This window comes from Clostridium sp. HBUAS56017, from assembly GCF_007115085.1.
GTDB lineage: Bacteria > Bacillota > Clostridia > Clostridiales > Clostridiaceae > Clostridium > Clostridium cibarium.
The window spans coordinates 9,212-31,370 of the sequence record NZ_SULK01000016.1; the positions used below are offsets into that span (position 1 = coordinate 9,212).

Genomic DNA, 22,159 nt, shown 5'->3' on the forward strand with positions numbered 1-22,159 from the left:
GGTGAGGAGATAAAAATTCCATTTACCAATATGCAGAAGTTAACAAGGAAGGTGTTTGGGGCGATATAGAAAAAATATAAGTTGCTTTTGCTTATAACAAATTATCTTTAATTATATCATAGATAATATTTTTTATAACAAAACTAAGATTTTATAAAGGAGAAAATATTATGGATGAGAAATTAAAAGCCCTTACGGCAGCTTTTAAAGAAACGATACCAGTTTTAACTGGATTTACATTCTTAGGAATGGCGTATGGAATATTAATGAGTACAAAAGGATATGCATTTTATTGGTCTACATTAATGAGTGCTATTGTTTTTGCGGGAAGTATGCAATATATTGCTATTACTACTTTATTAACAGCAGCATTTAATCCTTTATACGCATTATTTTTAACACTAATGATAAATGCAAGGCATTTATTTTATGGAATATCCATGTTAAAAAGATTCAAAGGAATAGGTAAAGTCAAACCTTTTTTGATTTTTTATATGTGTGATGAAACATTTTCTATAATTTTTAATAAAAAAGCACCAAAGGGAGTAAAAGAAAATTACTTCTTTTTCTTCATAGCTTTCTTAGATTATTTATATTGGGTAATTGCATCAACAATAGGAGGATTATTAGGTAAAATAGTTAACTTCAATACTGAAGGAATTGATTTTGTTTTAACAGCTTTATTTATAGTTATGTTTTTAGAACAGTGGAAGAATTCTGAAAGTCATAAAGCTGCCATAATAGGACTAGTATGCTCTATTATTTCTTTAGTTATATTTGGGGAAAATAATTTTATTATTCCAGCTATGATATGCATTTTAATAATATTAACTCTGTTTAAAACTAAACTAGAAAGGAGTAATTTAATAAATGACATTAACACCAATTCAGATTCTTATAACTATTAATGTTATTGCCTTTGGAACTATCATTACGAGATTTTTACCATTTATAATCTTTAGAGATAATAAAAAAATGCCTAAGTATATTGAATATTTAGGTGATATATTGCCTTATTCAGTTATTAGTTTATTAGTTATATATTGTTTAAAATCAGTATCATTAACAAGTAGTCCTTATTCTTTGCCAGAACTACTATCAATTATTACAATAGTAGCTTTACATAAGTGGAAGAATAGTACGCTATTAAGTATTGCCGGAGGAACTATCATTTATATGATATTAGTTCAATGTATATTTTAGAAATCAGGAGGCGTATCATTATGATATACCTCCTGATTTTTTAGTAAGGAATCGACATAATAAATACATTATTTCCACTCATTATGGTTTCAGAATTAAGCTTAGCCGATTTGATGTAAGGAAAAGTTAGTAGTCAATTATCATGATAATTAATTAAAGAATATGTGGAATATTAAAGATATGTAATTTTTATATGAAAACATATATGGTTCTAAATGTATTTCTAATTTTAGATAAACAATAAAAATATTAGGCATGAAGAAAATAAAGTAGTTATAGAAACTATCCAGGCATATGGATTTATTAAGAGATTAATAAAGATGAAATTATTTAGCAATTTCCCTGTTCTTCATGTGAAAAATGGGGAGGAATAATGAGAATGATAAAACATAATGGATTGTATTGGGAAGGTTATAAATCGTAAAGTAAAAGCATAGGTTTTTATTGGGGCCTATGCTTTTAATTCTAGTTTGTAAAGTCTTTTCACGAAGGGAGCTCGTTTCGGAGCCGTTCTTTTATAATTAAATTATGCCTTCATTTTTTAATATGTTTTCTAAATTTTTTACTTTTTCATTTAATGTTACAAACTTTTCTCTTAATAGTTCTTTTGACAAGTTTTCTTCGTTTGCAACTTTTTCTAGATCTTTTACAGTTTCTAAGGCATCGTTAATATCTTGTTGAGCCATTTTTAAGTTAGTGTCTTCCATATAGCTTCTCCTTTTTAGGTAAAAAATAAAATATATAATAATCCTATCACTACTAAAAGAGTAGTGCAAGGCATATATTTTATTAAGTAATAAGGTATGTGGAGGAAAAATGATAAATTATATTTGGTTTGGACTTATATTTTTAGGACTTCTAGTGTCATTGATTACTGGAAAGGGAGGAGACATATCAAGCAGTATAGTTAATTCAGCTGATAATACTGTAAAATTGATTATTGGACTTGTAGGAGTTATGTGCTTTTGGTGTGGAGTTATGAAGGTTGCAGAAAAAAGTGGATTGACTGAAAAATTGGCCAAGCTTATGAGGCCCATCTTAAAAATTCTATTTAAAGATGCAGCGAAAGATGAAAAGGCTCTTGGTGCGATAGTTATGAATTTAACAGCCAATATGATGGGGTTATCAAATGCAGCAACACCATTTGGAATAAAAGCTATGGAGGAAATGGACAGACTTAATCCGAAGAAAGGGAGGGCTAGTGATGATATGGCTCTTTTTTTAGTTATGAATGCAGCGTGTATTCAATTAGTTCCTTCAACTGTTATGTCAATTAGAGCAGCTTGTAATTCTCAGAGTCCTGGAATAATTATAATACCTGCTATAATATCAACGGCAACAGCAGCTGTGGTAGGAATTATTTGTTGTAAAATACTTCAAAGGTACTTTTAGGGGGTAATTTATGGATGGATATATAACTAAAAGTATAATAGGATTTATCGTTATATTAATAATTGGATATGGCATGATTAAAGGTGGCAAAGTTTATGAATGGTTTATAGAAGGTGCAAAGGATGGTTTAAAGGTATGTCTTAATATATTTCCTTATCTTTTGGCTATGATTGTAGCTGTCGAAATATTTAAACAGGCTACACTTTTAGATATTCTAAATAATTTTATAGCTCCAATAGCAGGATTAATAGGACTTCCGAAGGAAATAATACCATTGATATTAATAAAGCCTTTATCAGGAAGTGGTGCAGTAGGGATTTTTACCAATATTGTCCAAGCATATGGACCAGATAGTGCTATAGGGTTAATAGCATCAGTAATTATGGGAACTACAGAAACTATTTTTTATACAGTAACAGTATATTTTGGAGCAGTTAAGGTTAAGAAAGTTAGACATACTGTTTGGGCAGCTATTATGGCAGATTTAGTTGCTATAATAACGGCTGTAACAGTTGTAAGATTGTTCTTATTAAGTTAAATTTAAGAATAGGGTATATTAATTTGGAAAATTTAGTGATAATATATTTCTATGATGATACTTGGAGGTGAAGTTCAGTGATAAAAGTTGATGCTATAACAAAAAGTTATAATGGGGAATATAAGGCTGTAAATAATCTGAATCTGGAAATAAATGATGGAGAAATATTTGGATTATTGGGGCCAAATGGAGCTGGAAAAACAACAACTATTAAAATGATAACAGGAATTATTGAGCCTACTGTAGGGAACATAGAAATTAATGGTATAAGTATTTTAAAGGATCCAGTAAAAGCTAAAGAACAATTTGGGTATGTACCAGATAATCCAGATATGTTTTTAAGGTTAACAGGTTTAGAGTATCTAAACTTTATGGCAGATGTTTATGGTGTAGATACTAACATTAGAAAAGATAAGATAAAAGAATTAACAGAGAGATTTGAAATGACTACTGCACTTGGGGATAAGATTCAATCTTACTCACATGGTATGAGGCAAAAGATAATAGTTATGGGAGTATTAATTCATGATCCGAAAGTTTGGATACTTGATGAGCCACTAACAGGATTAGATCCAAAGTCTGCATTTACATTAAAAGAGATGATGAGAGAGCATGCTGATGCTGGAAATGTTGTGCTTTTTTCAACTCATGTATTAGAAGTAGCGGAAAAACTATGTGATAAGGTTGCTATTATTAATAAGGGGCAATTGATATTTAACGGAACCTTACAAAATCTTAGAAATGAATTTAAAGAAAATGAATCATTAGAAGATATGTTCTTGGAGCTTACAAGTAATGAGAAGGCTTAAATTAATAACAAAGTACTTTATGAAAAATGCCCTTGAAAGTAACTTTGGTAATAAAAATATGAAACCATGGTTGAGTGTATTGCTAATGCTATTTGTGGTAGGCTGCATATCTTCACCACTTGCACTTATGGTGTCAGTTTCTTACAAACCATTAGAAGCTATGGGACAAGAAGGTTTTTTATTAACTACTATATTGATATTAGGAACATTGGTTACTTTTGTTTTTGGTATAAATACAATATTAAATGTTTTTTATTTTTCTAATGATGTAGAGCATATTTTACCATTACCTTTTAAAAGTTCACATATAGTTTTTGGTAAGTTTTTAGCCGCTTTACTTGATATGTATTTTTATTCGCTCATATTACTATTTCCATTAATAGCGTATGGAATAGCAAGTAATGCTGGAGTGGTATATTATATATATGTTTTATTATCTATTCTAGTTATTCCTATACTTCCTATGATAATTGGAGCTCTTATATGTATGTTACTAATGAGATTTACATCATTATCTAAACATAAAGATGCCTTTAGGATGTTTGCTGGAACCCTTATGTTAGTTTTATTCGTTGCATTTAATTTTTTTAGTCAATCATCTGGAAGTAATGATGAGGTTTTAGTTAAGTTAGCAGCAGAGCAAGGAAATAATAGTTTAATGAACGGCATTAGCAATGTGTTAATTACAAATAAGTTAGCATCTTATGGATTGTTATATAATAAAGAGTTAAGAGGATTATTATTTATTCTAGCAGCAATAGTTATTGCAGCTGCTTTATTTGGTGTGTATTACATCATAGGGGGAAGCTTATACTATAAGGGGATTATAGGTGCTTCAGAGACATATAGTAAGAGGGAAAATGTTCTAGAGACTAAAAATGCAGATAAACTTATAAGGGCAAATTCACCTATAAAGGCGTTGGTATTAAAGGATATAAAACTTTTATTTAGGACACCACAATTCTTTATTAATTGTATAGCTATGATGTTTTATATGCCTGCTATATTTGGATTAGCTTTCTTTGCTAAAGGTTCTGATTATTTAGGGGAAAAACTTGTAGGAAAAGAAAATCTTTATGGATATGTAATTGTAGCTATATTAGTTTTTTCAATAATGTCTATATTATCAGGTGGAGCTGCATCAACAGCGATATCGAGAGAGGGAAAAGATTTAATAGTATCACAGTACATTCCTGTATCTGGTAAAGATTTTATTATGTCTAAAATTATATCTTCAATTTTGATAAATGAAATCAGTGCGATAATAGTGATAGCACTTATGATATTTTTAAAGCTACCAGTAATAATTATTGCTTTAGGAAGTGTAATTTCATTAGGTTCAGTAGCTGTAATATCACTAGTTGAGCTATATTTAGATTACAAATCTCCAAAGTTAGAGTGGGAAAATGAAAGAGATATGTTTAAAAAGAATTATATGCCATTGGTGTTAATGTTAACAGCATTAGTTCTAGGAGGAATATTCTTATTATTAACATTTGTTTTGAAAAGTTATTTAATAACATTTTTAGCTATGGTAATTGTAATAGTTGTTGTAGGTGTTGTTGTTTTAAATATGTTAAATAAGGCGTGTAAAGATTCAATTATTTAAATTATAAATAAATCTATCTTAAAGTATTTATTAAGTTACTTTGAGGTGGATTTTTTTGTATCTATATTAATTATATGAAATATAAAGAGTATAATAAACTTATATAAAGAAAAAGGGTGGTAGTTTACATGGAAAAAGGTGTTTTAAGGAAAAATAGAGATAAATTAATGAAAAATTTAGAAGATAATTCTATGGTTATATTATTTGCTGGAAGTGCACCTAAGAAAAGTGCTGATGAGATGTATGAGTTTACTCCTAATAGGAACTTTTACTACTTTACAGGAATAGAAGAAGAAGATCATATTATGATATTAACAAAATTTAAGAAAGAAGTTAAAGAGTATTTATTTCTCAAAGAAATAGATGAAGATGAAGAGAGATGGAGTGGAAAGACCTTAAGGAAAGAAGAAGGAATAGAGATTTCAGGTATAGAAAATGGATTGTATTTGAATGAATTAGAAGGATTTTTAAATAAAACTTTTAATGGACAGGAAGAAATGAATATTTACTTAGACATGGAGAGGGATTCTTTCAGTGAGTTAGATACTATTGTGGGGAGATTCGCTAATGGTATTATAGAAAAATATCCTTATTTAAGAATAAAGAATGTTTATCCAAAGATAGTTCCTTTAAGACTTATAAAGTCTGATGAAGAAGTAGAAGAAATTAAAAAGGCAATAGATATTACAATTGAAGGAGTTAAATCTCTTATGAAAAATGCTAAGGTTGGAATGAGGGAATATGAATTAGAAGCATTTTTTGACTTTACTTGTAAAAGCAATGGAATAAGGGATTATGCATTTAAAACAATAGCTGCGGCAGGAAAGAATGCAACTATATTACATTATGCAGATAATAATTGTGAGATTAAAGATGGGGATTTAATTCTATTTGATCTAGGGGCTCAATATAAATATTATAATGGTGATATTTCTAGAACTTTTCCTGTGAATGGCAAGTTTACAGATAGACAGAAGGAAGTTTATGAAGCAGTGCTTAGAGTTAACGAAGCTGTAATTAAAGAAATAAAGCCAGAAGTTAAATTTTTAGAGTTAAATAAAAAAGCAAGAACAATGATAGCTGAGGAATGTAAAAAACTTGGACTAATAAAAGCAGAAGAAGAAGTTTCAAAGTATTATTGGCATAGTATTGGACATAGTTTAGGTTTAGATACCCATGATGTTGATTCGCCAGATAGAGATACTGTATTTAAAGAAGGAATGGTATGGACAGTAGAACCAGGAATATATATAGAAGAGGAAGGGATAGGTATTAGGATAGAAGATGATGTTTTAGTAACTGATACAGGTGTAGAGGTATTAACTAAGAATATGATAAAGAGTATTGAAGATATAGAAAATTATATGTCTAAAAATTAGTATATATCATCTTATATAAGGAAAAAATAAAAGAAATACTTAAATTCAAACATTTTGATACGGGGTGATTTTATGGTCAATGATGCAAAAAAGATATTTTTAGCAGGTGTTGGAGCAGCGGCTATGACTTATGAAAAAGCAAGTGAAGTTGTGTCAACATTAGTTGAAAAAGGTAAACTTACAGTAGATGAAGGAAAAGAGTTGTCAGAAGAACTAAAGAGAGAAGTTAAAAGTTCAGCAGAAGAAGTTAAAGAAAAAGTAGCAGAAAAGATAAAACCATTAACAAGAGAAGATTTAAGATGCATTTTAGAGGAAATGAATTATGCAACTAAATCTGAAATTTTAGAATTACAAAGAAGAATAGAGGTTTTAGAACAAAAAAATAACTAACGTGGAATCCCTTGCTTAAACATTTAAGTAAGGGAATTTCTTTAGGAGTTGAAGTTATGAGAAATAAATCTACAGAACGATTTAATGAAATTATTAAGGTTTTTGCATTTTATGGATTTGGAGTAATAATAGATAATAAAGTAACCCATAGTAAGAAATCAGCAGAGAATTTAAGAAAAGTATTTGAAACACTTGGACCTACTTTTATTAAAATTGGACAAATACTAAGTACTAGAACAGATATATTACCTAATGAATATATAAATGAGCTTATTAAGTTACAAGATTCGGCGAAAGAAGAAAGTTATGATTTAATTAAAGAAGTTATTGAAATATCTTTAAATAAGAGTATAGAAAATTATTTTTCATACTTTAGTAAGGAGCCAATTGCAGCGGCATCAGTTTCACAAGTCCACGAAGGAATATTAAAAGATGGAAGAAATGTTGTTGTTAAGGTCCAAAGGCCTAATATTTATGAAAAAATGAGGATAGATATATCCATTTTAAAGAGGATGGTTAGGTTTACTAGATTTAAGTTAGAAATACCGGGAATTGATATTTTAGAAGTACTTGAGGAGCTTGAAGAAAGCTTAAAAAAAGAATTGAATTTTATACTTGAAGGGGAGAATATAAAAAGATTTAAAGAAAATAATGAGAATGTAGTAGTCTTGCATGTTCCTGAAGTGATAGATGAACTTTGGAGTATGAAAGTTTTAACCCTTGAAAAGATAGATGGCTTTAAAATAAATAATACAAAAAAGATTAAGGAAGAAGGTTATTCTAATAGGGATATAGCAAGAAAATTGGCATTATGCTATTGTAAACAAGTATTTGAAGATGGTTTCTTTCATGGAGATCCTCATCCAGGAAATATATTGATTTCTGAAGGAAAATTATGTTTTATTGACTTTGGAATTATGGGAGAATTAAATGAAACATTAAGAAATTGGTTGAATTATGCTATGTTTGCTTTGGCAACTGCAGATAAGAAAAAATTAAGTGAATTTATTTTAGCTGTAGGTATCAAAAGAGGAAAAATCGATAAGGGATTATTATATGAGGATATAAGTTATCTATTTGATAGTTATGTAACAACTAGTTTAAAGAATATAAAAATAGAGATATTATTTCGAGAGGTTTTTACAATTGCAAAAAAGAATAATATACAATTACCCAGGAAATTAGTTAGCTTAGTTAGAGGAATTATAATATTGGAAGGAGTAATTGCTGAAGTAGATCCAGAGTTTGATATTTTTTCTATAGCAATATCCTTCGTTAAATCGAAAAGTAAAACGGCACTTTTAAAGGAGTTAAAAGGTGAAGAATTAATATTAGCAACCTATTCATTTATGAGAGACCTTATAAGAATCCCAACAGAGACTTTAGAAGTACTAAATAGTATAGAAAATGGTAGAAGTAAAATAAATTTGCATATAACTGATTTAAATAAGACTATATCTAATATGCAAAACATGGTTAACAGATTGACCGGAGGACTTTTGGTTTCATCTCTTATAATATCTTCATCACTTATAATATGTAATAAGGTAGGTCCTACATATAGAGATTTATCTTTACTTGGGGTTGTTGGATATTTGGTATCAGGGATATTTGCTATCTTATTATTAGTTTCTATGATTAGAGCTGGGGATTTTAAGAGAAGGAATAAATAATATTTGACATAGAAATTTTTTTGATTTATCATAAGTATGGAAATGCTATGAAAAGAAGAGTAATAAAGGAATGTGTTTGAAGAGAGCTGATATTTGGTGAAAATCAGTAACAGAAAACTTTATGAAGATGGTCTTGGAGCAGAACTATTGAGCTGGATCTTAGTTAGATAGTTACGGGAGCAACCGTTATATTGCAAGGTGATGATAGTCAGCTAAAGAGTTTCTTATCGTGAGGTAAGAGAGAAATAGAGTGGTAACACGTAATTTAAGTTTAATACGTCTCTATATAGGTAAAATACCTATATAGAGACTTTTTTTATAAAGATATTTTAATAGAGGAGGAAAAGATATGAGTAAGAAACCATATTATATAACTACGCCAATTTATTATCCATCAACTAAATTACATATAGGGAATACCTATACAACAGTTGCAGCTGATGCAATTTCAAGATTCAAGAGATTAACAGGTTACGATGTAATGTTTTTAACAGGAACAGATGAACATGGTCAAAAGATCCAAAGGGTAGCAGAAGAAAAGGGCATAACTCCAAAGGAACATGTAGATGAAATAGTAGCTGGGATTAAAGATTTATGGAGCATGATGAATATAAGCTATGATAAATTCATAAGAACTACTGATGATTATCATATGAAAGCTGTTCAAGATATATTTAAGAAACTTTATGATCAAGGAGATATATATAAGAGTTCATATGAAGGATGGTATTGTACACCTTGTGAATCATTTTGGACAGAAACTCAACTAGTAAATAGTAATTGCCCAGATTGTGGTAGGCCTGTTGAGAGATCAAAAGAAGAAGCTTATTTCTTTAAAATGAGTAAGTATGCTGATAAATTAATTCAATATATAGAAGAACATCCTGATTTTATCCAGCCAGAATCAAGAAAAAATGAAATGTTAAATAACTTCTTAAGACCAGGATTACAAGATCTTTGTGTTTCAAGAACAAGTTTTAATTGGGGAATTCCAGTAACATTTGATGAAAGTCATGTAATTTATGTTTGGATAGATGCATTATCAAACTACATAACTGCTTTAGGTTATGGAAATGATGATACAGAATTATATAAAAAGTTCTGGCCAGCGGATGTTCATTTAATTGGAAAAGATATTTTAAGATTCCACACAATATATTGGCCAATTATGTTGATGGCTTTAGGATTACCTTTACCAAAGCAAGTATTTGGGCATGGATGGTTACTTGTTGATGGAGGCAAAATGTCAAAGTCAAAGGGAAATGTAGTAGATCCAGTGACTCTTGTAAATAGCTTTGGAGTAGATCCTGTTAGGTATTATTTATTAAGAGAAATTCCTTTTGGATCAGATGGATTGTTTAACAACGAAATATTTATAAAGAAGATTAATTCAGATTTGTGTAATGATCTTGGTAATCTTTTATCAAGAACTGTAGCTATGGTTGAAAAGTATTTTGGAGGAGTAATTCCTGCTCAGTCAGTGAAGGAAGGCATAGATGATGAATTAATAAATCTTGCTTTAGAAACACCAAAAAAGGTTGAAGAAAGCATAAATGAACTAAAGATTCCAGAAGCTTTAGAAGCTATATTTGACTTAATTGGAAGAGCAAATAAATATATAGATGAAACAACTCCTTGGATATTGGCTAAAGATGAAGCTAAAAAGGATAGGCTTGGAACTGTTTTATATAATTTGTCAGAAGCTCTAAGATTTGTTTCAATACTAATATCTTCATTTTTACCAGATACAGCGAAGAAGATAAATGAACAAATAGCTACAACTAATGTTGAGTGGGATTCTTTAAAAGAATTTAACGGAACAGTTGTAGGAACTAAGGTGGTTAAGGGTGATAACTTATTCCCAAGAATAGATGTAGATGCAAAATTAGCTGAATTAGAAGCATTAAAAGAAGCTGAATCGAAATCAAGTAAAAGAGAAATAATACCTATAAAAGAGGAAATAACTATAGATGATTTCTCGAAAATAGATCTTAGGGTAGTTAAGGTTATAGCTTGTGAACCTGTAAAAGGTGCTAAAAAATTACTTAAATTAAAGGTTGATTTAGGCAACGAAGAAAGACAGGTTGTATCAGGTATAGCAAAGGATTATAAACCGGAAGAATTGGTAGGGAAAAATGTCGTTTTAGTAGCTAACTTAAAGCCAGTAAAATTAAGAGGTGAATTATCACAAGGAATGATACTAGCTGCATCAACAGATGATGATAGTATATTAAAGGTAGTTGATCCAGGTGAATTACCAACAGGTAGTGTTGTAAGATAATTTAAATATTATTAAGAGTTCAGGAAACTGGACTCTTAATCTTAATATAAGAGGTAGAGTATGAATGTAATTATAGGTAATGCATGGCCATATGCTAATGGGCCACTTCATTTAGGAAGAATAGCAGTATTAATGCCGGGGGATGTTTTAGCGAGATACCATAGATTAATGGGTGATGATGTGGTATTTATTTCAGGAAGTGATTCCCATGGAACACCTGTAGATATGAAGGCCAAGGAAGAAGGAATATCACCTCTAGAGGTAGCAGAAAAGTATCATGAGGAGTTTTGCAGGTGTTTTAACAAGTTAGGTTTTTCTTTTGATTTATTTACTAAAACTCATACCGAATATCATAGTAGAAAAGTACAAGAATTTATATTGGATTTATATGAAAAAGGTTATATTTACGAAAAAGAGGTAGAACAAACTTTTTGTGAAAAATGTAATGAGTATTTACTAGATAAATATATAGAAGGGAAATGTCCACATTGTGGAGAAATTGCTTCAGGAGATCAATGTACTGAATGTTCAGAGATATTTGAAACGGAAGATTTAAAAGATAAAAGATGCAAGATTTGTGGATCTGAGCCAGTGGTTAAAAAAACTAAACATCTATTTTTTGCCTTATCAAAGTTTGAAAATGATGTTAGAAGGATATACATAAAGCAAAAAGGTTGGAGGGAAAATGCGGAGGTTATAACTAAAAGGTATTTAGACGAAGGCTTGAGAGATAGAGCTGTAACTAGAGATTTTAATTGGGGGATTGATGTTCCACTAGTTGGGTATGAAGATAAAAAGATATATGTGTGGATTGAAGCTGTAATGGGGTATTTAACAGCTAGCATGATGTGCATAGAGAAAAGAAATGAAAATTATATGGATTATTGGAATGGAGAGGATAGTAGAATATACTTTGTCCATGGTAAAGATAACATACCATTTCATACAATAATTTTTCCTAGTTTGTTAGCTGGATTGGGAATAAAAAATCCATGTATAAGAGAAATATCTAGCGAGTATTTGAAGTTAGAAGGTAAAAAGTTTTCTACCACTAAGAACTGGGCCATATGGATAGATTATTTAACTGATAATTATAATACAGATTTAATAAGATACTATTTAATTCTAAATGGACCTGAAAAACGAGATTCAGACTTTGTTTGGAAAGATTTTATTAGTACTAATAATAACGACTTAGTAGGTTTGTATGGGAATTTTGTTAATAGAACATTAACTTTTTTACAGAACAATTTTAACGGGAAAGTCCCAGAGGGAAAAATGCCGCAAAAATTAAAAGATGAATTGTTTAATGTTTATTTTGATGTTGGAGATAGAATTGAAGAAGGCAGATTTAAAGATGGACTTCAGCAAATTATAAATGTAGTAAAAAAGGCTAATAAGTTTTTTGATGAAGAAAAGCCTTGGGAAAGGTTGGCCGATGATAAAAAGAAGTGTGCTGAAACAATTTATATTTGTATTCAAATTATTGCAAACTTATCAAATTTGTTTGAACCATTTATGCCTTATTCATCTAAGAAAATAAGAGAATACTTAAATATAGATGAGGCCGCATGGAGTTATGTGGAAAAGAAGACTGGCAATATAAATAAAGTTGATGTCCTGTTTGAAAAAATAGATAAAAAGAATATTACGAAAGAAGTATTAAGATTAAAAAATAAGGTTATATAAAAGTTTTAGATTATTTATGAAAATATAATGTGATAATCTTATTAAGTTCGGAAACTTGTGTTTTTAATAATAATACTATAATGGAAAAAACCAGAGTATCTGCAATAGGGGATGAGATACTCTGGCCAACCATTCACACGAGAATGGTTTAGGGGTAAATAATAATGCTTTAACTACTTTACATGTATTACTATAATATACGTATATGACAATTCTGTGTCAAAAAAATTAAAAAAGAGTGTATAACAAATTTACTTATGTAAGAGAATACCTATTAAGAGGTGAAAAAAATGAGTAACAATGAGAATGTTATACATGAAATGAATAAGTTTTTAAAGGGAATTCATATGGGTGGAACCACATTTAAAGATTATTTGGAAAAAGCTAAAACACTCAAGTTAAAGCAAGAATTAGTTGAAATAATAGAGTCATTTAAACGTCATGAAGAAGCTATAACAAAGAGAGTAAATCAGTTAGGTGGTAATGCTTCTGATAGTGTTGGATTGATGGGAATGATGGGTGAGTTTTTTGAAAAAGTTAAACTAATGCCAGTAGAAACTGATGAGGAAGTTGTAGAACATGCTATTAATGCAATGAATATGGGAATTAAAAATGGAAATAAATTCATAGATGGACATAAAGATTTAGAAGAAAGTTTGTTAAAAGAAGTTAAGGCAGTTGTTGATGATTATGATGGGCATTTAATAAAATTAAAAAAACTTCTTTGATTTATTAGAAAGCTCCAATGGAGTTTTCTTTTTTATATTGAAAAACAAAAAAATAAGTTTGTTCCTTATTAATATAAAGAAGTATAATAATTATGTAAAAAGTTGAGAAATGGAGTGATTTTATGGCAAATAAGTATAAGATATTTGATAGTCATGCTCATTATGATGATGAAGCATTTGACATAGATAGAGATGAGTTGATTGAAAATCTAAATGAAGCTGGAGTAATAGGTATATTAAATTGTTCTTCAAGCTACGAAAGTATAAGAAAAACTTGTGAAATTATTAACAAGTGGAGTTTTATTTATGGAGCTGTAGGTATACATCCAGAAAATGCAAATGAATTAACGAAAAATAGATTAGAAGAAATTAAGGATATAATAAAAAGTAATCCTAAAGTTATAGCAGTAGGAGAGATAGGATTAGATTACTACTGGGAGGAAAATCCACCAAGGGATGTACAGAAAGAAGTGTTTAGGAAACACATGATTATAGCTAAGGAATTAAATTTACCTGTTATTATTCATGATAGAGATGCACATAAAGATACTTTAAGCATAATGAAGGAGTTCCCAGAAGTGAAAGGCATAGTTCATTGCTTTTCAGGGAGTGTAGAATTTGCTAGAGAATGTTTAAAATTAGGCTATTATATTGGAGTTACTGGAGTTGTAACTTTTAAGAATGCTAAGAAGTTAGTTGAAGTAATTAAAGAAGTGCCGGTTGATCGATTATTAGTAGAAACAGATTGTCCATATATGGCTCCAGAGCCTAATAGAGGTAAAAGGAACAAATCAGATTATATTGAGTATATAATAGAACGAATTGCCTTAATCAAGGAAATTGATCCTAAACAATTAAATTTGAGAGTTAACGAAAACTTTTATAGGTTGATGAAATTGGAAAAATATAGTAAAATATAGTTTGTACAGCGAATAAAAATTTAATATGTGGGAATAATAGGAATGTGGGACTTATTATATTTTTAGAGATCTTCACCAATTAGTACCTAGATGAATTGAGAATATTAGCTATTATAAATATTATTTATTTTTTTATGCATAATGTGCATTTTATTACAATTCATCATATGCAAGAGTATAGAAATTTGACAAATTAGTAATTTCTAATATATAATGCAAAAGACGCTCTTGCCAAAGGAGGGGAATAAATGGTAGAAAAATTCAGGGAATACTTGAAGAGAAGTTTTTCTAACGGTCCGAAGGCAAAGATAATGTTGGGACTAATAATTTGTATAGCGTGTATAGTCACGATTTTAGTCTCTATGAGGAAGACAGTTAATATAAGTATAGACGGAAAAGACGAAACAATTATCACATATAAAGGGACTGTTAAAGATGTGTTGCAAGAAAGAGGCTACGAAATAGTAGAAAAAGATAAAGTGCAACCATCCTTAGAATCCAATATTACGAATGATGAAACAATATCGATTAAGAAAGCTGTACCAGTTAAGGTTGTTATAGCAGGTGAAGAGCGAAATATATTAACAGCCGAAAACACAATAGAGGACATGCTACTTGCAGAAGCAGATAATCTTGCAGAAGATGGGATATACTATAAAGATACAGATATAGTTAGTCCAAGCAAAGATACTGAAATTGCACCAGATATGGACATTCAAGTAGTTAATGTTAAAGAAGAAGAAGTACAGGATATGGAGGATATACCATTCGATACGGAACAAACTATTGATTATAATAAAATTAATACCTATAGAGAGGTAACTAAAGCTGGAGAAACTGGTAAGAAAGCAGTTACTTATAAAGTTGTTAAACATAATGATGAAGTTATTGCTAAATTAAGAGTTAGTGAAACTCCAGTAAAAGACCCACAAACAGAGCATGTTACAGTTGGTGGTGCAATTCAAAAAACAAGTAGAAGTGGAGAAACTTATCTATCGAAAAAAACTTTGTATATGGAAGCTACAGCTTATTCTGGTGGTGGAAGAACTGCTACAGGAAGAACGGTAACTTATAATCCTGATGGTATAAGTACAATTGCTGTAGATCCAAGAGTAATACCTCTTGGAAGTTTAGTAGAAGTAAGTGGATATGGGCTAGCGATTGCATCGGATACAGGTGGTGTAATTAAAGGGGACATTATTGATGTTTACTTTGATTCAAACGGTGAATGTACAAGCTGGGGAAGAAAGTATAATGTTGAAGTTAACATAAAAGCATACCCAGGCGAATGGTAGAAAATGATTAAGAACTGTCTCGAAATATGAGACAGTTCTTTTATTTATTTGACATTATACAGTTATATAGGTAAATTAAGAATATATTAAAATGGAAGGAAGAATTATTTTGATTAAAGAAGTGATAGTAGTAGAAGGTAGGGATGACATAACAGCTGTAAAAAAAGCAGTTGATGCAGAAATTATAGCTACTAGTGGATTTGGTATAAATGCTAAGATTATAGATAGAATAAAAGAAGCACAAAAAAGGAAAGGTGTTATAGTCTTAACGGATCCTGATTTTGCTGGAGAGAAAATAAGAAGCATAATAGCAAAAAGAGTAAAGGGTGTAAAGCATGCATATATAGCGCAAGAAGATGGGCTAAAAGATGGAGATATAGGAGTTGAAAATGCAACACCTGAGGTTATACTAAAGGCTTTGGAAGGAGCAAAAGTAACTTTAGAAGAGAAAAGTGAAAATTTTACTATGGACGATATGTTTTATTGTAAACTAACAGGGCAAGCAGATTCGAAAAAAAGACGAATAATACTAGGCAAGGAACTAGGGATTGGATACGGAAATGCTAATCAGATGTTATCAAGATTAAATAACTATGGTATTACAGAAGAGGAATTTGTAAAGGCTATAAATAAAATAAAAGAGGAATTAGGAGATAGCTAATGGATATAAAAGATTATAAGACACAAGAGCTAGTAAAGAAATATAATTTTAAATTTTCAAAGAGTTTAGGACAAAATTTTTTAATAGATGATTCAGTGCTAAATGATATTGTAGATGGTGCAGATGTTCAGGAAGATGATTTAGTAATAGAAATAGGACCGGGAGTAGGATCTTTGACAGCTCAGCTTATAGATAAAGCTAAGAAGGTGGTATCTATAGAACTAGATAATGATCTTATTCCTATATTAGAAACAGAACTTGGTCAGTATGAGAATTTCTCATTAATACATAATGACGCGTTAAAGGTGGATTTTAATGAAATTATTGGAGAAGAAAATAGTGTTAAGTTAGTAGCAAATCTTCCTTATTACGTTACAACTCCTATTATTGTAAGACTACTTAAAGAGGGATATAAATTTAAATCTCTTACTATAATGATACAAAAGGAAGTTGCAGAGAGAATAGATGCTGAGCCAAATTGTAAGGAATATGGCTCTTTATCACTATTGGTTCAATATTATTGTAATACTAGAATAATAAGAACTGTAACACCTAGTTGTTTTATTCCTAGGCCTAAGGTTGATTCTATAGTAATTAGATTAGATAGATTAGATGAGCCGAAGGTGAAAGTTAAAGATGAAAATTTGATGTTTGAAATAATAAGAAATGCTTTTAATATGAGAAGAAAAACTCTTTGGAATGGAACAAAGTTTATAGGTATGCCAAAAGAGAAGCTTTTAGAAGCTTATGAGAAAGCAGGAATTGACCCAAAAAGAAGAGGAGAAACATTAAGTTTACAAGAGTTTGCAACGTTATCAGATTGTGTTAGTGAATTAAGATAGAAAATAGCATAATTATTAGTACTTCGCATATAATGTATTGAAATAATTTATGTGGAGGAATAGGCTTGGCACATAATAAATTGTATAGAAATTTTATAATTTTACAGGAGGATGAAAAAAGCCATGGTATTTCAGGGGAAAAGCCTCTATCGGGATATGCAAAAATAGAAGCAAAGAGCGACAAGTGCAAAATATCATTTTATGCTCAAAATTTAAATAAAGATGATAAATACACCATAGTACTTATTTGCTACAAGAAAGATATGAAACAGATAGTAGACTTAGGCTCCTTGGAAGTAACAGACGTAGGTAAAGGAGAGGCTTGTAAGGAATACTATATAAATAACATAGCAGGCTTGGATTTTTCTTATGAAAAGATATCAGGAGCTGCAATATGTAAATACAAAGATGGTGAATTATCATTTTTAATGTATGGCTTTATGAATGGAGAAAACATAAAGGATGGCTGGAAAAAGTGTAAAGTGATAAAATACGCAGATAAAGAAGATAAAACCTTTAAGAAAGATTTCAAGAAGATAGAGAAGAACTTTGATGATAAGGGTTTGAATAAAGTAGAAGATCATCATGTTGAATACCATAAGGCTGAATATGATGATAAACATGGAAAAGATTTAGAAAAACATCATAAAGAAAATAATGATGCTTACAAAGAAGATAAATGTGAGGATGAACATAAGGACTATCATAAAGAGAAACATGAAGATTATCATGATAAAAAAGAAGAATATGAAGGTGGTAAAGAAGAGCATCATGAACATCACCATGAGGAACATCATGATGAAGAAAATAAGTATAAACATAGTTGCAAAGAAGAAAATGATTATTATGATGATGAAGGTTATGGGGCTGTCGGAGAAAAATGTAGTAACATAATGGAAAAAGAATCAAAGTTTGATCAGTATGAGAAAAGTATTGAAAAGACTAAGAATAGAGAAACTATTTCAGATAAATTTGAGTTAAGTGGAGACATGGGAAAATTCTTCAATGAAATTGTTAATGGATTTGAAGAATATAGAAGTAAAGCTAATGATATAAAATATTGTAAGTGGTACAAGGTTAATGTAAATAGTTTAGATGATATGTGCAATATAAATAATTATAATAAGTATACAGTAGCTTATTATCCTATGTTGAATTATTACCCTTATATAAAGAAATATGGTTATTTTATGCTTGGGTATAAATGTGATTCTAAAGGTAATTTAAAGTATATAGTTTATGGCGTTCCAGGAAAGAAAGATGAGGATGAACAACCTTATGCAGGAAAGACAGGTTTTGTTACTTGGATGGAACTGGATAGTGGAAACGAAGGTTGTTGGTTAATGTTTTATGATTTTAGAAACTCAACAATAGTAGTGCCAATGAAGTAAGGTAAGGTTTATGAATAAAAAACAATTAACTATGACTTTAATATTAGGAGCGCTTATGCTTCTTTTAATATTTACCCAGAGATTTTTTGATAATAACTTTAAGAAAGTAGCATTAACGAATAGCAATATGGGGGAATTAAAGGAATATTCAATGGTTAATGGGCAATTTGCTTATTCTATACCCAGCAAGTGGAGTTTAAAAGATATAAATTCAGATGACTATGATGTCTTTAAGGCAGAATTTAAAGGTAATGATATAATGGGATATATCGAATTAATTAACAATAATGATGATGTAGTTTCAGTGGCACAAAAAGATTTAGATAACTTGATACTTTCTCATGATAAGGAGAAAATAGATAGATATAAGTCAGGCAAAAGAAATTGCATAAAAGTTATTTATAAGACTAAGATAAAAAATGGATATACATTTGTTAATATAAATTATTATATTCCTTTAAATGAAGGCAAGATAGGTAAAGTTACTTTTATTGTTAAAGAAGATTCTTATAAGGATGATATGTCTGTGGTTTTCAATTCTATTGTAGATAATTATATATGCAAATAAGAGTTTGCCATTAGTTCATTAAAGTATTATAATTTATATGTATATTAGGGGAAGCTAATAAGCTTCTCCTAATTAATTATATAAGTTATTATGAAGGAGAGTATTACAATTGAAGAAAAATAAATTCTTAATTATAGGATTAATAATTATTATTATAACAACTTCTCTTTCGGGATGTAGTTTAATAGACAAAGGTTTGGAAAAATTAAATTTTAAAAATAGTGACTTTGAATATATACATCAAAGTAAGGTAGATAAAATAGTTATTCAGAGTGCGCGAGATTCAGGATTTAAATTTGTTATAACTGATAATAATGCTATTAATGATATATACAATATATTAAGTAAAGGTAAAGTAAAAAGTGAGAAGACTTCTTTAGATCCAGATTATAATTTTGAAGTCTACATGGGAGACGAAGTAAAATCATATAAATATGCTGTAAGTGTTGATGAAAGAGGCGTAGGAAATTTTTATGATGATAATACTGCATATTTAATTTCGAAAGATTTAGATGATACTATCATGCAGAATTTATCTACAACAAGAAAACCTAGAGATTTTGAGGATATATATTATAATAGTATATTACAAGTAATTAACAAGAAAAAAGATGAGTTGACATCATCGGATAATAAAGTTGGAGTTAATATAAGTGGAGATGTAGATTGTTTAAAATATATGTTTTCCGTAGATCTTAAGAATTTTGAGAAAAATTTAAATAAAGCAGTACCAGGAATTAAACTTATTAATAATGATATATCTGATTTTGATACTGTTATTACAGTAAAAAATAGAGGATATAGTAGTAAAGTATTTAAAACAAGTATAGTTGTAGATAATAAGAAAGCTAAGAGTTATGAAACTTATTATGTTCAAGGAGCTTATGAATATAAGAATTGGAAAATAACTGTGAGTGAACCAAATGAAAAGCCAAAGAGTTGGTAGAGATTAAGGAGGACAAAATGGGAAGTTGTGATAATTGTGCTAGCAAGGAGCAATGTGCTTCAAAGGGAATTACATCATGTGAAACTTCAATTAAGGTATTACCTAAGTATGGGAATATAAAAAATGTAATTGGAGTGATTAGTGGTAAAGGTGGAGTGGGAAAATCTACAATAACAGGGATAATGGCTACGATGTTAAGAAAAAGAGGTTACACTGTTGGGGTTTTGGATGCAGATATTACAGGTCCTTCTATGCCTAGATTTTTTGGAATTAACAATCAAAGAGCACAGATAACACCTATAAATGAAAATGCTGTGAAGTTTTCACCGGTAGAGACTAAAAGTGGAATAAAAGTTATGTCTATGAATTTAATTACACAGGTAGAGGATCAACCAGTTATATGGAGAGGGCCGGTAATCACTGGAGTACTAAATCAAATGTATATAGATACTGAATGGGGAGAATTAGACTACTTATTAATAGATATGCCACCAGGGACAGGAGATATTGCTTTAACTGTTATGCAAGATTTCCCTATAAAAGAATTGGTGATAGTATCTACGCCTCAAAGTATGGTATCTATGATAGTTAAAAAAGTTGTTATAATGGCAGAAAAAGTTGGAATAAAAATAAGAGGGGTAGTAGAAAATATGTCTTACATAGTGTGTACTGGCTGCGAGAAGAAGGTGCATGTATTTAGTAAGAAATCAGCAGAAGAACATGCTGATTATCTAGGAATTCCTTTAATAGGGGAATTACCTATTGATTTAGAATTTACAGAAGCTTTAGAAGAAGGCAAAGCTGAAGAGTATGTATTAAGTAATTCTTTATATTCATTAATCTTTGAAGGGCTATATTAATAATTTTCATTTCTTTGGAGATAATACTTTATGAAAGTATTCTAAAGGAAGGGGAATTAAATATGAAAGCAAAAGTAGATCAAGAAGCTTGCGTTGGATGTGGATTATGTCCATCAATATGTGAAGAGGTATTTCAATTGGGGGATGATGGAAAAGCACACGCAATTGTTGATACAGTTCCAGCAAATGTTGAAGATGCAGCTAAAGATGCAGAATCTAGTTGCCCTGTTGATGCTATAGAATGTGAATAATGATATTAAAAAAGAACCTTTAATAAAGGTTCTTTTTTAATATCAAGCTTTTGCTTCTTTTAAAAATATATTTAATGGAAGTAAAGCGATTACTATAACACAGATTATTGCATCAGCAGCTACCATTGGACCATTTACAACTGCAGAGTATATCCATGGGTGCATTCCGGCAGATAGAGCATCTGATGAGAAGAATACTACTCCTGATATAAAGTGACAAACAAATTTTACGACAAACGCCATTATTGTGGCTGGAATAGGTTTATCTCTTAAATATCCTGCTAATCCTATTGCTAAAGATGGTAATGGATAATCAAATAAAATTTGAACTGGATGAACAAAATATGGATCAAGGAATAAATTTAAAAGACCATATAAAAATCCAGTTAGCATCCCTATTTCAGGACCGTAAATAAAGGCAATTAATAAAATAGGAACCATTCCTCCAAGGGTGACGCTTCCACCCATAGGAAAGTGATATATTCTAAATACTTGTAGCACGCAAGCTAAAGCTAAAGCTATTCCTATACGGCTAATCATTTTAGCATCAAGTTTTACTTTTTTAAATCTAATTAAGGCAACAATAATTATTGCTAATCCGATTAATCCAATAAATAAACTTGGATTATTAATAAGTGTTTGTGATTTATCAGAAAAACCAGTAAAATAGTTTCTTAGTCTATCCGACCAATCGCTTAAAAAATTCATAAAAAAACCTCCTAGTAATTCTGCTA

Annotated in this window: 23 protein-coding genes and 1 other annotated feature; of the genes, 21 read left to right on the forward strand and 2 right to left on the reverse strand. The window is 29.8% G+C overall.

Annotated elements, in window-relative coordinates; translation table 11 throughout:
- Positions 1 to 170 precede the first annotated feature (170 nt).
- Together FAY47_RS13810 and FAY47_RS13815 are read left to right on the forward strand one after the other, a co-directional pair.
- Entirely contained in the window at positions 171 to 908 is a 738-nt protein-coding gene (locus tag FAY47_RS13810; protein WP_143317497.1) for an AzlC family ABC transporter permease, read from the forward strand.
- Positions 871 to 1,203, forward strand: a complete 333-nt coding sequence (locus FAY47_RS13815) for an AzlD domain-containing protein (protein WP_143317498.1) — start codon at positions 871 to 873, stop codon at positions 1,201 to 1,203. The genes FAY47_RS13810 and FAY47_RS13815 overlap by 38 nt, the downstream gene beginning before the upstream one ends.
- 521 nt (positions 1,204 to 1,724) lie before the next feature.
- Here the strand turns inward: FAY47_RS13815 and FAY47_RS13820 are convergent.
- Entirely contained in the window at positions 1,725 to 1,910 is a 186-nt protein-coding gene (locus FAY47_RS13820) for a hypothetical protein (protein WP_143317499.1), read from the reverse strand.
- A 109-nt stretch (positions 1,911 to 2,019) separates the two neighbouring features.
- Here FAY47_RS13820 and FAY47_RS13825 point away from each other — a divergent pair, with 109 nt between their 5' ends.
- The 19 genes from FAY47_RS13825 (at position 2,020) to FAY47_RS13915 (ending at position 21,425) form a co-directional block, all read left to right on the forward strand.
- Positions 2,020 to 2,595, forward strand: coding sequence for a nucleoside recognition domain-containing protein (locus FAY47_RS13825; RefSeq protein ID WP_143317500.1), 576 nt, complete (start codon positions 2,020 to 2,022; stop codon positions 2,593 to 2,595).
- A 10-nt stretch (positions 2,596 to 2,605) separates the two neighbouring features.
- On the forward strand, positions 2,606 to 3,133 hold the full coding sequence (locus tag FAY47_RS13830) for a nucleoside recognition domain-containing protein (RefSeq protein ID WP_143317501.1): 528 nt from the start codon (positions 2,606 to 2,608) through the stop codon (positions 3,131 to 3,133).
- A gap of 77 nt (positions 3,134 to 3,210) precedes the next feature.
- Positions 3,211 to 3,942: an ABC transporter ATP-binding protein gene (locus FAY47_RS13835; RefSeq protein WP_143317502.1), complete on the forward strand. Its 732-nt coding sequence runs from the start codon at positions 3,211 to 3,213 to the stop codon at positions 3,940 to 3,942.
- Positions 3,929 to 5,551, forward strand: a complete 1,623-nt coding sequence (locus tag FAY47_RS13840) for an ABC transporter permease (protein ID WP_143317503.1) — start codon at positions 3,929 to 3,931, stop codon at positions 5,549 to 5,551. Before FAY47_RS13835 ends, FAY47_RS13840 begins: the two co-directional genes overlap by 14 nt.
- A gap of 128 nt (positions 5,552 to 5,679) precedes the next feature.
- Positions 5,680 to 6,930 (forward strand): aminopeptidase P family protein, encoded by a 1,251-nt coding sequence (locus tag FAY47_RS13845; RefSeq protein WP_143317504.1) that lies wholly within the window; start codon positions 5,680 to 5,682, stop codon positions 6,928 to 6,930.
- Positions 6,931 to 7,002: 72 nt separating this feature from the next.
- The gene (locus tag FAY47_RS13850) at positions 7,003 to 7,320 is read left to right on the forward strand and encodes a phasin family protein (protein ID WP_143317505.1); all 318 of its coding nucleotides are present in this window, start codon (positions 7,003 to 7,005) and stop codon (positions 7,318 to 7,320) included.
- 56 nt (positions 7,321 to 7,376) lie between these two features.
- Entirely contained in the window at positions 7,377 to 8,993 is a 1,617-nt protein-coding gene (locus FAY47_RS13855; protein WP_143317506.1) for an AarF/UbiB family protein, read from the forward strand.
- 38 nt (positions 8,994 to 9,031) lie between these two features.
- Positions 9,032 to 9,280: a binding site (T-box leader), on the forward strand.
- A 62-nt stretch (positions 9,281 to 9,342) separates the two neighbouring features.
- On the forward strand, positions 9,343 to 11,274 hold the full coding sequence (gene metG / locus FAY47_RS13860) for a methionine--tRNA ligase (RefSeq protein WP_143317507.1): 1,932 nt from the start codon (positions 9,343 to 9,345) through the stop codon (positions 11,272 to 11,274).
- A gap of 60 nt (positions 11,275 to 11,334) precedes the next feature.
- Positions 11,335 to 12,963, forward strand: a complete 1,629-nt coding sequence (gene metG, locus FAY47_RS13865) for a methionine--tRNA ligase (protein ID WP_143317508.1) — start codon at positions 11,335 to 11,337, stop codon at positions 12,961 to 12,963.
- 290 nt (positions 12,964 to 13,253) lie between these two features.
- The gene (locus FAY47_RS13870) at positions 13,254 to 13,691 is read left to right on the forward strand and encodes a DUF2383 domain-containing protein (protein ID WP_143317509.1); all 438 of its coding nucleotides are present in this window, start codon (positions 13,254 to 13,256) and stop codon (positions 13,689 to 13,691) included.
- 122 nt (positions 13,692 to 13,813) lie between these two features.
- A complete protein-coding gene (locus FAY47_RS13875; RefSeq protein ID WP_143317510.1) occupies positions 13,814 to 14,611 on the forward strand; it encodes a TatD family hydrolase in 798 nt (265 codons plus the stop codon).
- Positions 14,612 to 14,859: 248 nt separating this feature from the next.
- Complete coding sequence (locus FAY47_RS13880) at positions 14,860 to 15,906, forward strand: G5 and 3D domain-containing protein (protein ID WP_143317511.1); 1,047 nt, start codon at positions 14,860 to 14,862, stop codon at positions 15,904 to 15,906.
- Positions 15,907 to 16,015: 109 nt separating this feature from the next.
- Positions 16,016 to 16,567: a ribonuclease M5 gene (gene rnmV / locus FAY47_RS13885; protein ID WP_143317512.1), complete on the forward strand. Its 552-nt coding sequence runs from the start codon at positions 16,016 to 16,018 to the stop codon at positions 16,565 to 16,567.
- Positions 16,567 to 17,409, forward strand: coding sequence for a 16S rRNA (adenine(1518)-N(6)/adenine(1519)-N(6))-dimethyltransferase RsmA (gene rsmA, locus FAY47_RS13890; RefSeq protein WP_143317513.1), 843 nt, complete (start codon positions 16,567 to 16,569; stop codon positions 17,407 to 17,409). The genes rnmV and rsmA overlap by 1 nt, the downstream gene beginning before the upstream one ends.
- Positions 17,410 to 17,474: 65 nt before the next feature.
- Positions 17,475 to 18,800, forward strand: a complete 1,326-nt coding sequence (locus FAY47_RS13895; protein ID WP_185966837.1) for a hypothetical protein — start codon at positions 17,475 to 17,477, stop codon at positions 18,798 to 18,800.
- A 10-nt stretch (positions 18,801 to 18,810) separates the two neighbouring features.
- Entirely contained in the window at positions 18,811 to 19,368 is a 558-nt protein-coding gene (locus FAY47_RS13900; protein ID WP_143317515.1) for a hypothetical protein, read from the forward strand.
- Between the two features lie 109 nt (positions 19,369 to 19,477).
- Positions 19,478 to 20,314, forward strand: coding sequence for a hypothetical protein (locus FAY47_RS13905; RefSeq protein WP_143317516.1), 837 nt, complete (start codon positions 19,478 to 19,480; stop codon positions 20,312 to 20,314).
- 17 nt (positions 20,315 to 20,331) lie between these two features.
- Positions 20,332 to 21,174, forward strand: coding sequence for an Mrp/NBP35 family ATP-binding protein (locus FAY47_RS13910; RefSeq protein WP_143317517.1), 843 nt, complete (start codon positions 20,332 to 20,334; stop codon positions 21,172 to 21,174).
- Positions 21,175 to 21,236: 62 nt separating this feature from the next.
- A complete protein-coding gene (locus FAY47_RS13915; RefSeq protein ID WP_143317518.1) occupies positions 21,237 to 21,425 on the forward strand; it encodes a ferredoxin in 189 nt (62 codons plus the stop codon).
- A 42-nt stretch (positions 21,426 to 21,467) separates the two neighbouring features.
- Here the strand turns inward: FAY47_RS13915 and thiT are convergent, their stop codons facing one another.
- Positions 21,468 to 22,133, reverse strand: coding sequence for an energy-coupled thiamine transporter ThiT (gene thiT / locus FAY47_RS13920; RefSeq protein ID WP_143317519.1), 666 nt, complete (start codon positions 22,131 to 22,133; stop codon positions 21,468 to 21,470).
- Positions 22,134 to 22,159 lie beyond the last annotated feature (26 nt).

What these genes read in the sequence shown, in the direction of transcription:
- FAY47_RS13825 (WP_143317500.1), top strand. Translation starts at nt 2,020, where the DNA reads ATGATAAATTATATTTGGTTTGGACTTATATTTTTAGGACTTCTAGTG.
- FAY47_RS13870 (WP_143317509.1), top strand. Translation starts at nt 13,254, where the DNA reads ATGAGTAACAATGAGAATGTTATACATGAAATGAATAAGTTTTTAAAG.
- FAY47_RS13815 (WP_143317498.1), top strand. Translation starts at nt 871, where the DNA reads ATGACATTAACACCAATTCAGATTCTTATAACTATTAATGTTATTGCC.
- FAY47_RS13820 (WP_143317499.1), bottom strand. Translation starts at nt 1,910, where the DNA reads ATGGAAGACACTAACTTAAAAATGGCTCAACAAGATATTAACGATGCC.
- metG (WP_143317508.1), top strand. Translation starts at nt 11,335, where the DNA reads ATGAATGTAATTATAGGTAATGCATGGCCATATGCTAATGGGCCACTT.
- FAY47_RS13875 (WP_143317510.1), top strand. Translation starts at nt 13,814, where the DNA reads ATGGCAAATAAGTATAAGATATTTGATAGTCATGCTCATTATGATGAT.
- FAY47_RS13810 (WP_143317497.1), top strand. Translation starts at nt 171, where the DNA reads ATGGATGAGAAATTAAAAGCCCTTACGGCAGCTTTTAAAGAAACGATA.
- FAY47_RS13910 (WP_143317517.1), top strand. Translation starts at nt 20,332, where the DNA reads ATGGGAAGTTGTGATAATTGTGCTAGCAAGGAGCAATGTGCTTCAAAG.
- metG (WP_143317507.1), top strand. Translation starts at nt 9,343, where the DNA reads ATGAGTAAGAAACCATATTATATAACTACGCCAATTTATTATCCATCA.
- FAY47_RS13850 (WP_143317505.1), top strand. Translation starts at nt 7,003, where the DNA reads ATGGTCAATGATGCAAAAAAGATATTTTTAGCAGGTGTTGGAGCAGCG.
- FAY47_RS13830 (WP_143317501.1), top strand. Translation starts at nt 2,606, where the DNA reads ATGGATGGATATATAACTAAAAGTATAATAGGATTTATCGTTATATTA.
- FAY47_RS13845 (WP_143317504.1), top strand. Translation starts at nt 5,680, where the DNA reads ATGGAAAAAGGTGTTTTAAGGAAAAATAGAGATAAATTAATGAAAAAT.
- FAY47_RS13900 (WP_143317515.1), top strand. Translation starts at nt 18,811, where the DNA reads ATGAATAAAAAACAATTAACTATGACTTTAATATTAGGAGCGCTTATG.
- FAY47_RS13840 (WP_143317503.1), top strand. Translation starts at nt 3,929, where the DNA reads ATGAGAAGGCTTAAATTAATAACAAAGTACTTTATGAAAAATGCCCTT.
- FAY47_RS13915 (WP_143317518.1), top strand. Translation starts at nt 21,237, where the DNA reads ATGAAAGCAAAAGTAGATCAAGAAGCTTGCGTTGGATGTGGATTATGT.
- FAY47_RS13855 (WP_143317506.1), top strand. Translation starts at nt 7,377, where the DNA reads ATGAGAAATAAATCTACAGAACGATTTAATGAAATTATTAAGGTTTTT.
- rsmA (WP_143317513.1), top strand. Translation starts at nt 16,567, where the DNA reads ATGGATATAAAAGATTATAAGACACAAGAGCTAGTAAAGAAATATAAT.
- FAY47_RS13880 (WP_143317511.1), top strand. Translation starts at nt 14,860, where the DNA reads ATGGTAGAAAAATTCAGGGAATACTTGAAGAGAAGTTTTTCTAACGGT.
- thiT (WP_143317519.1), bottom strand. Translation starts at nt 22,133, where the DNA reads ATGAATTTTTTAAGCGATTGGTCGGATAGACTAAGAAACTATTTTACT.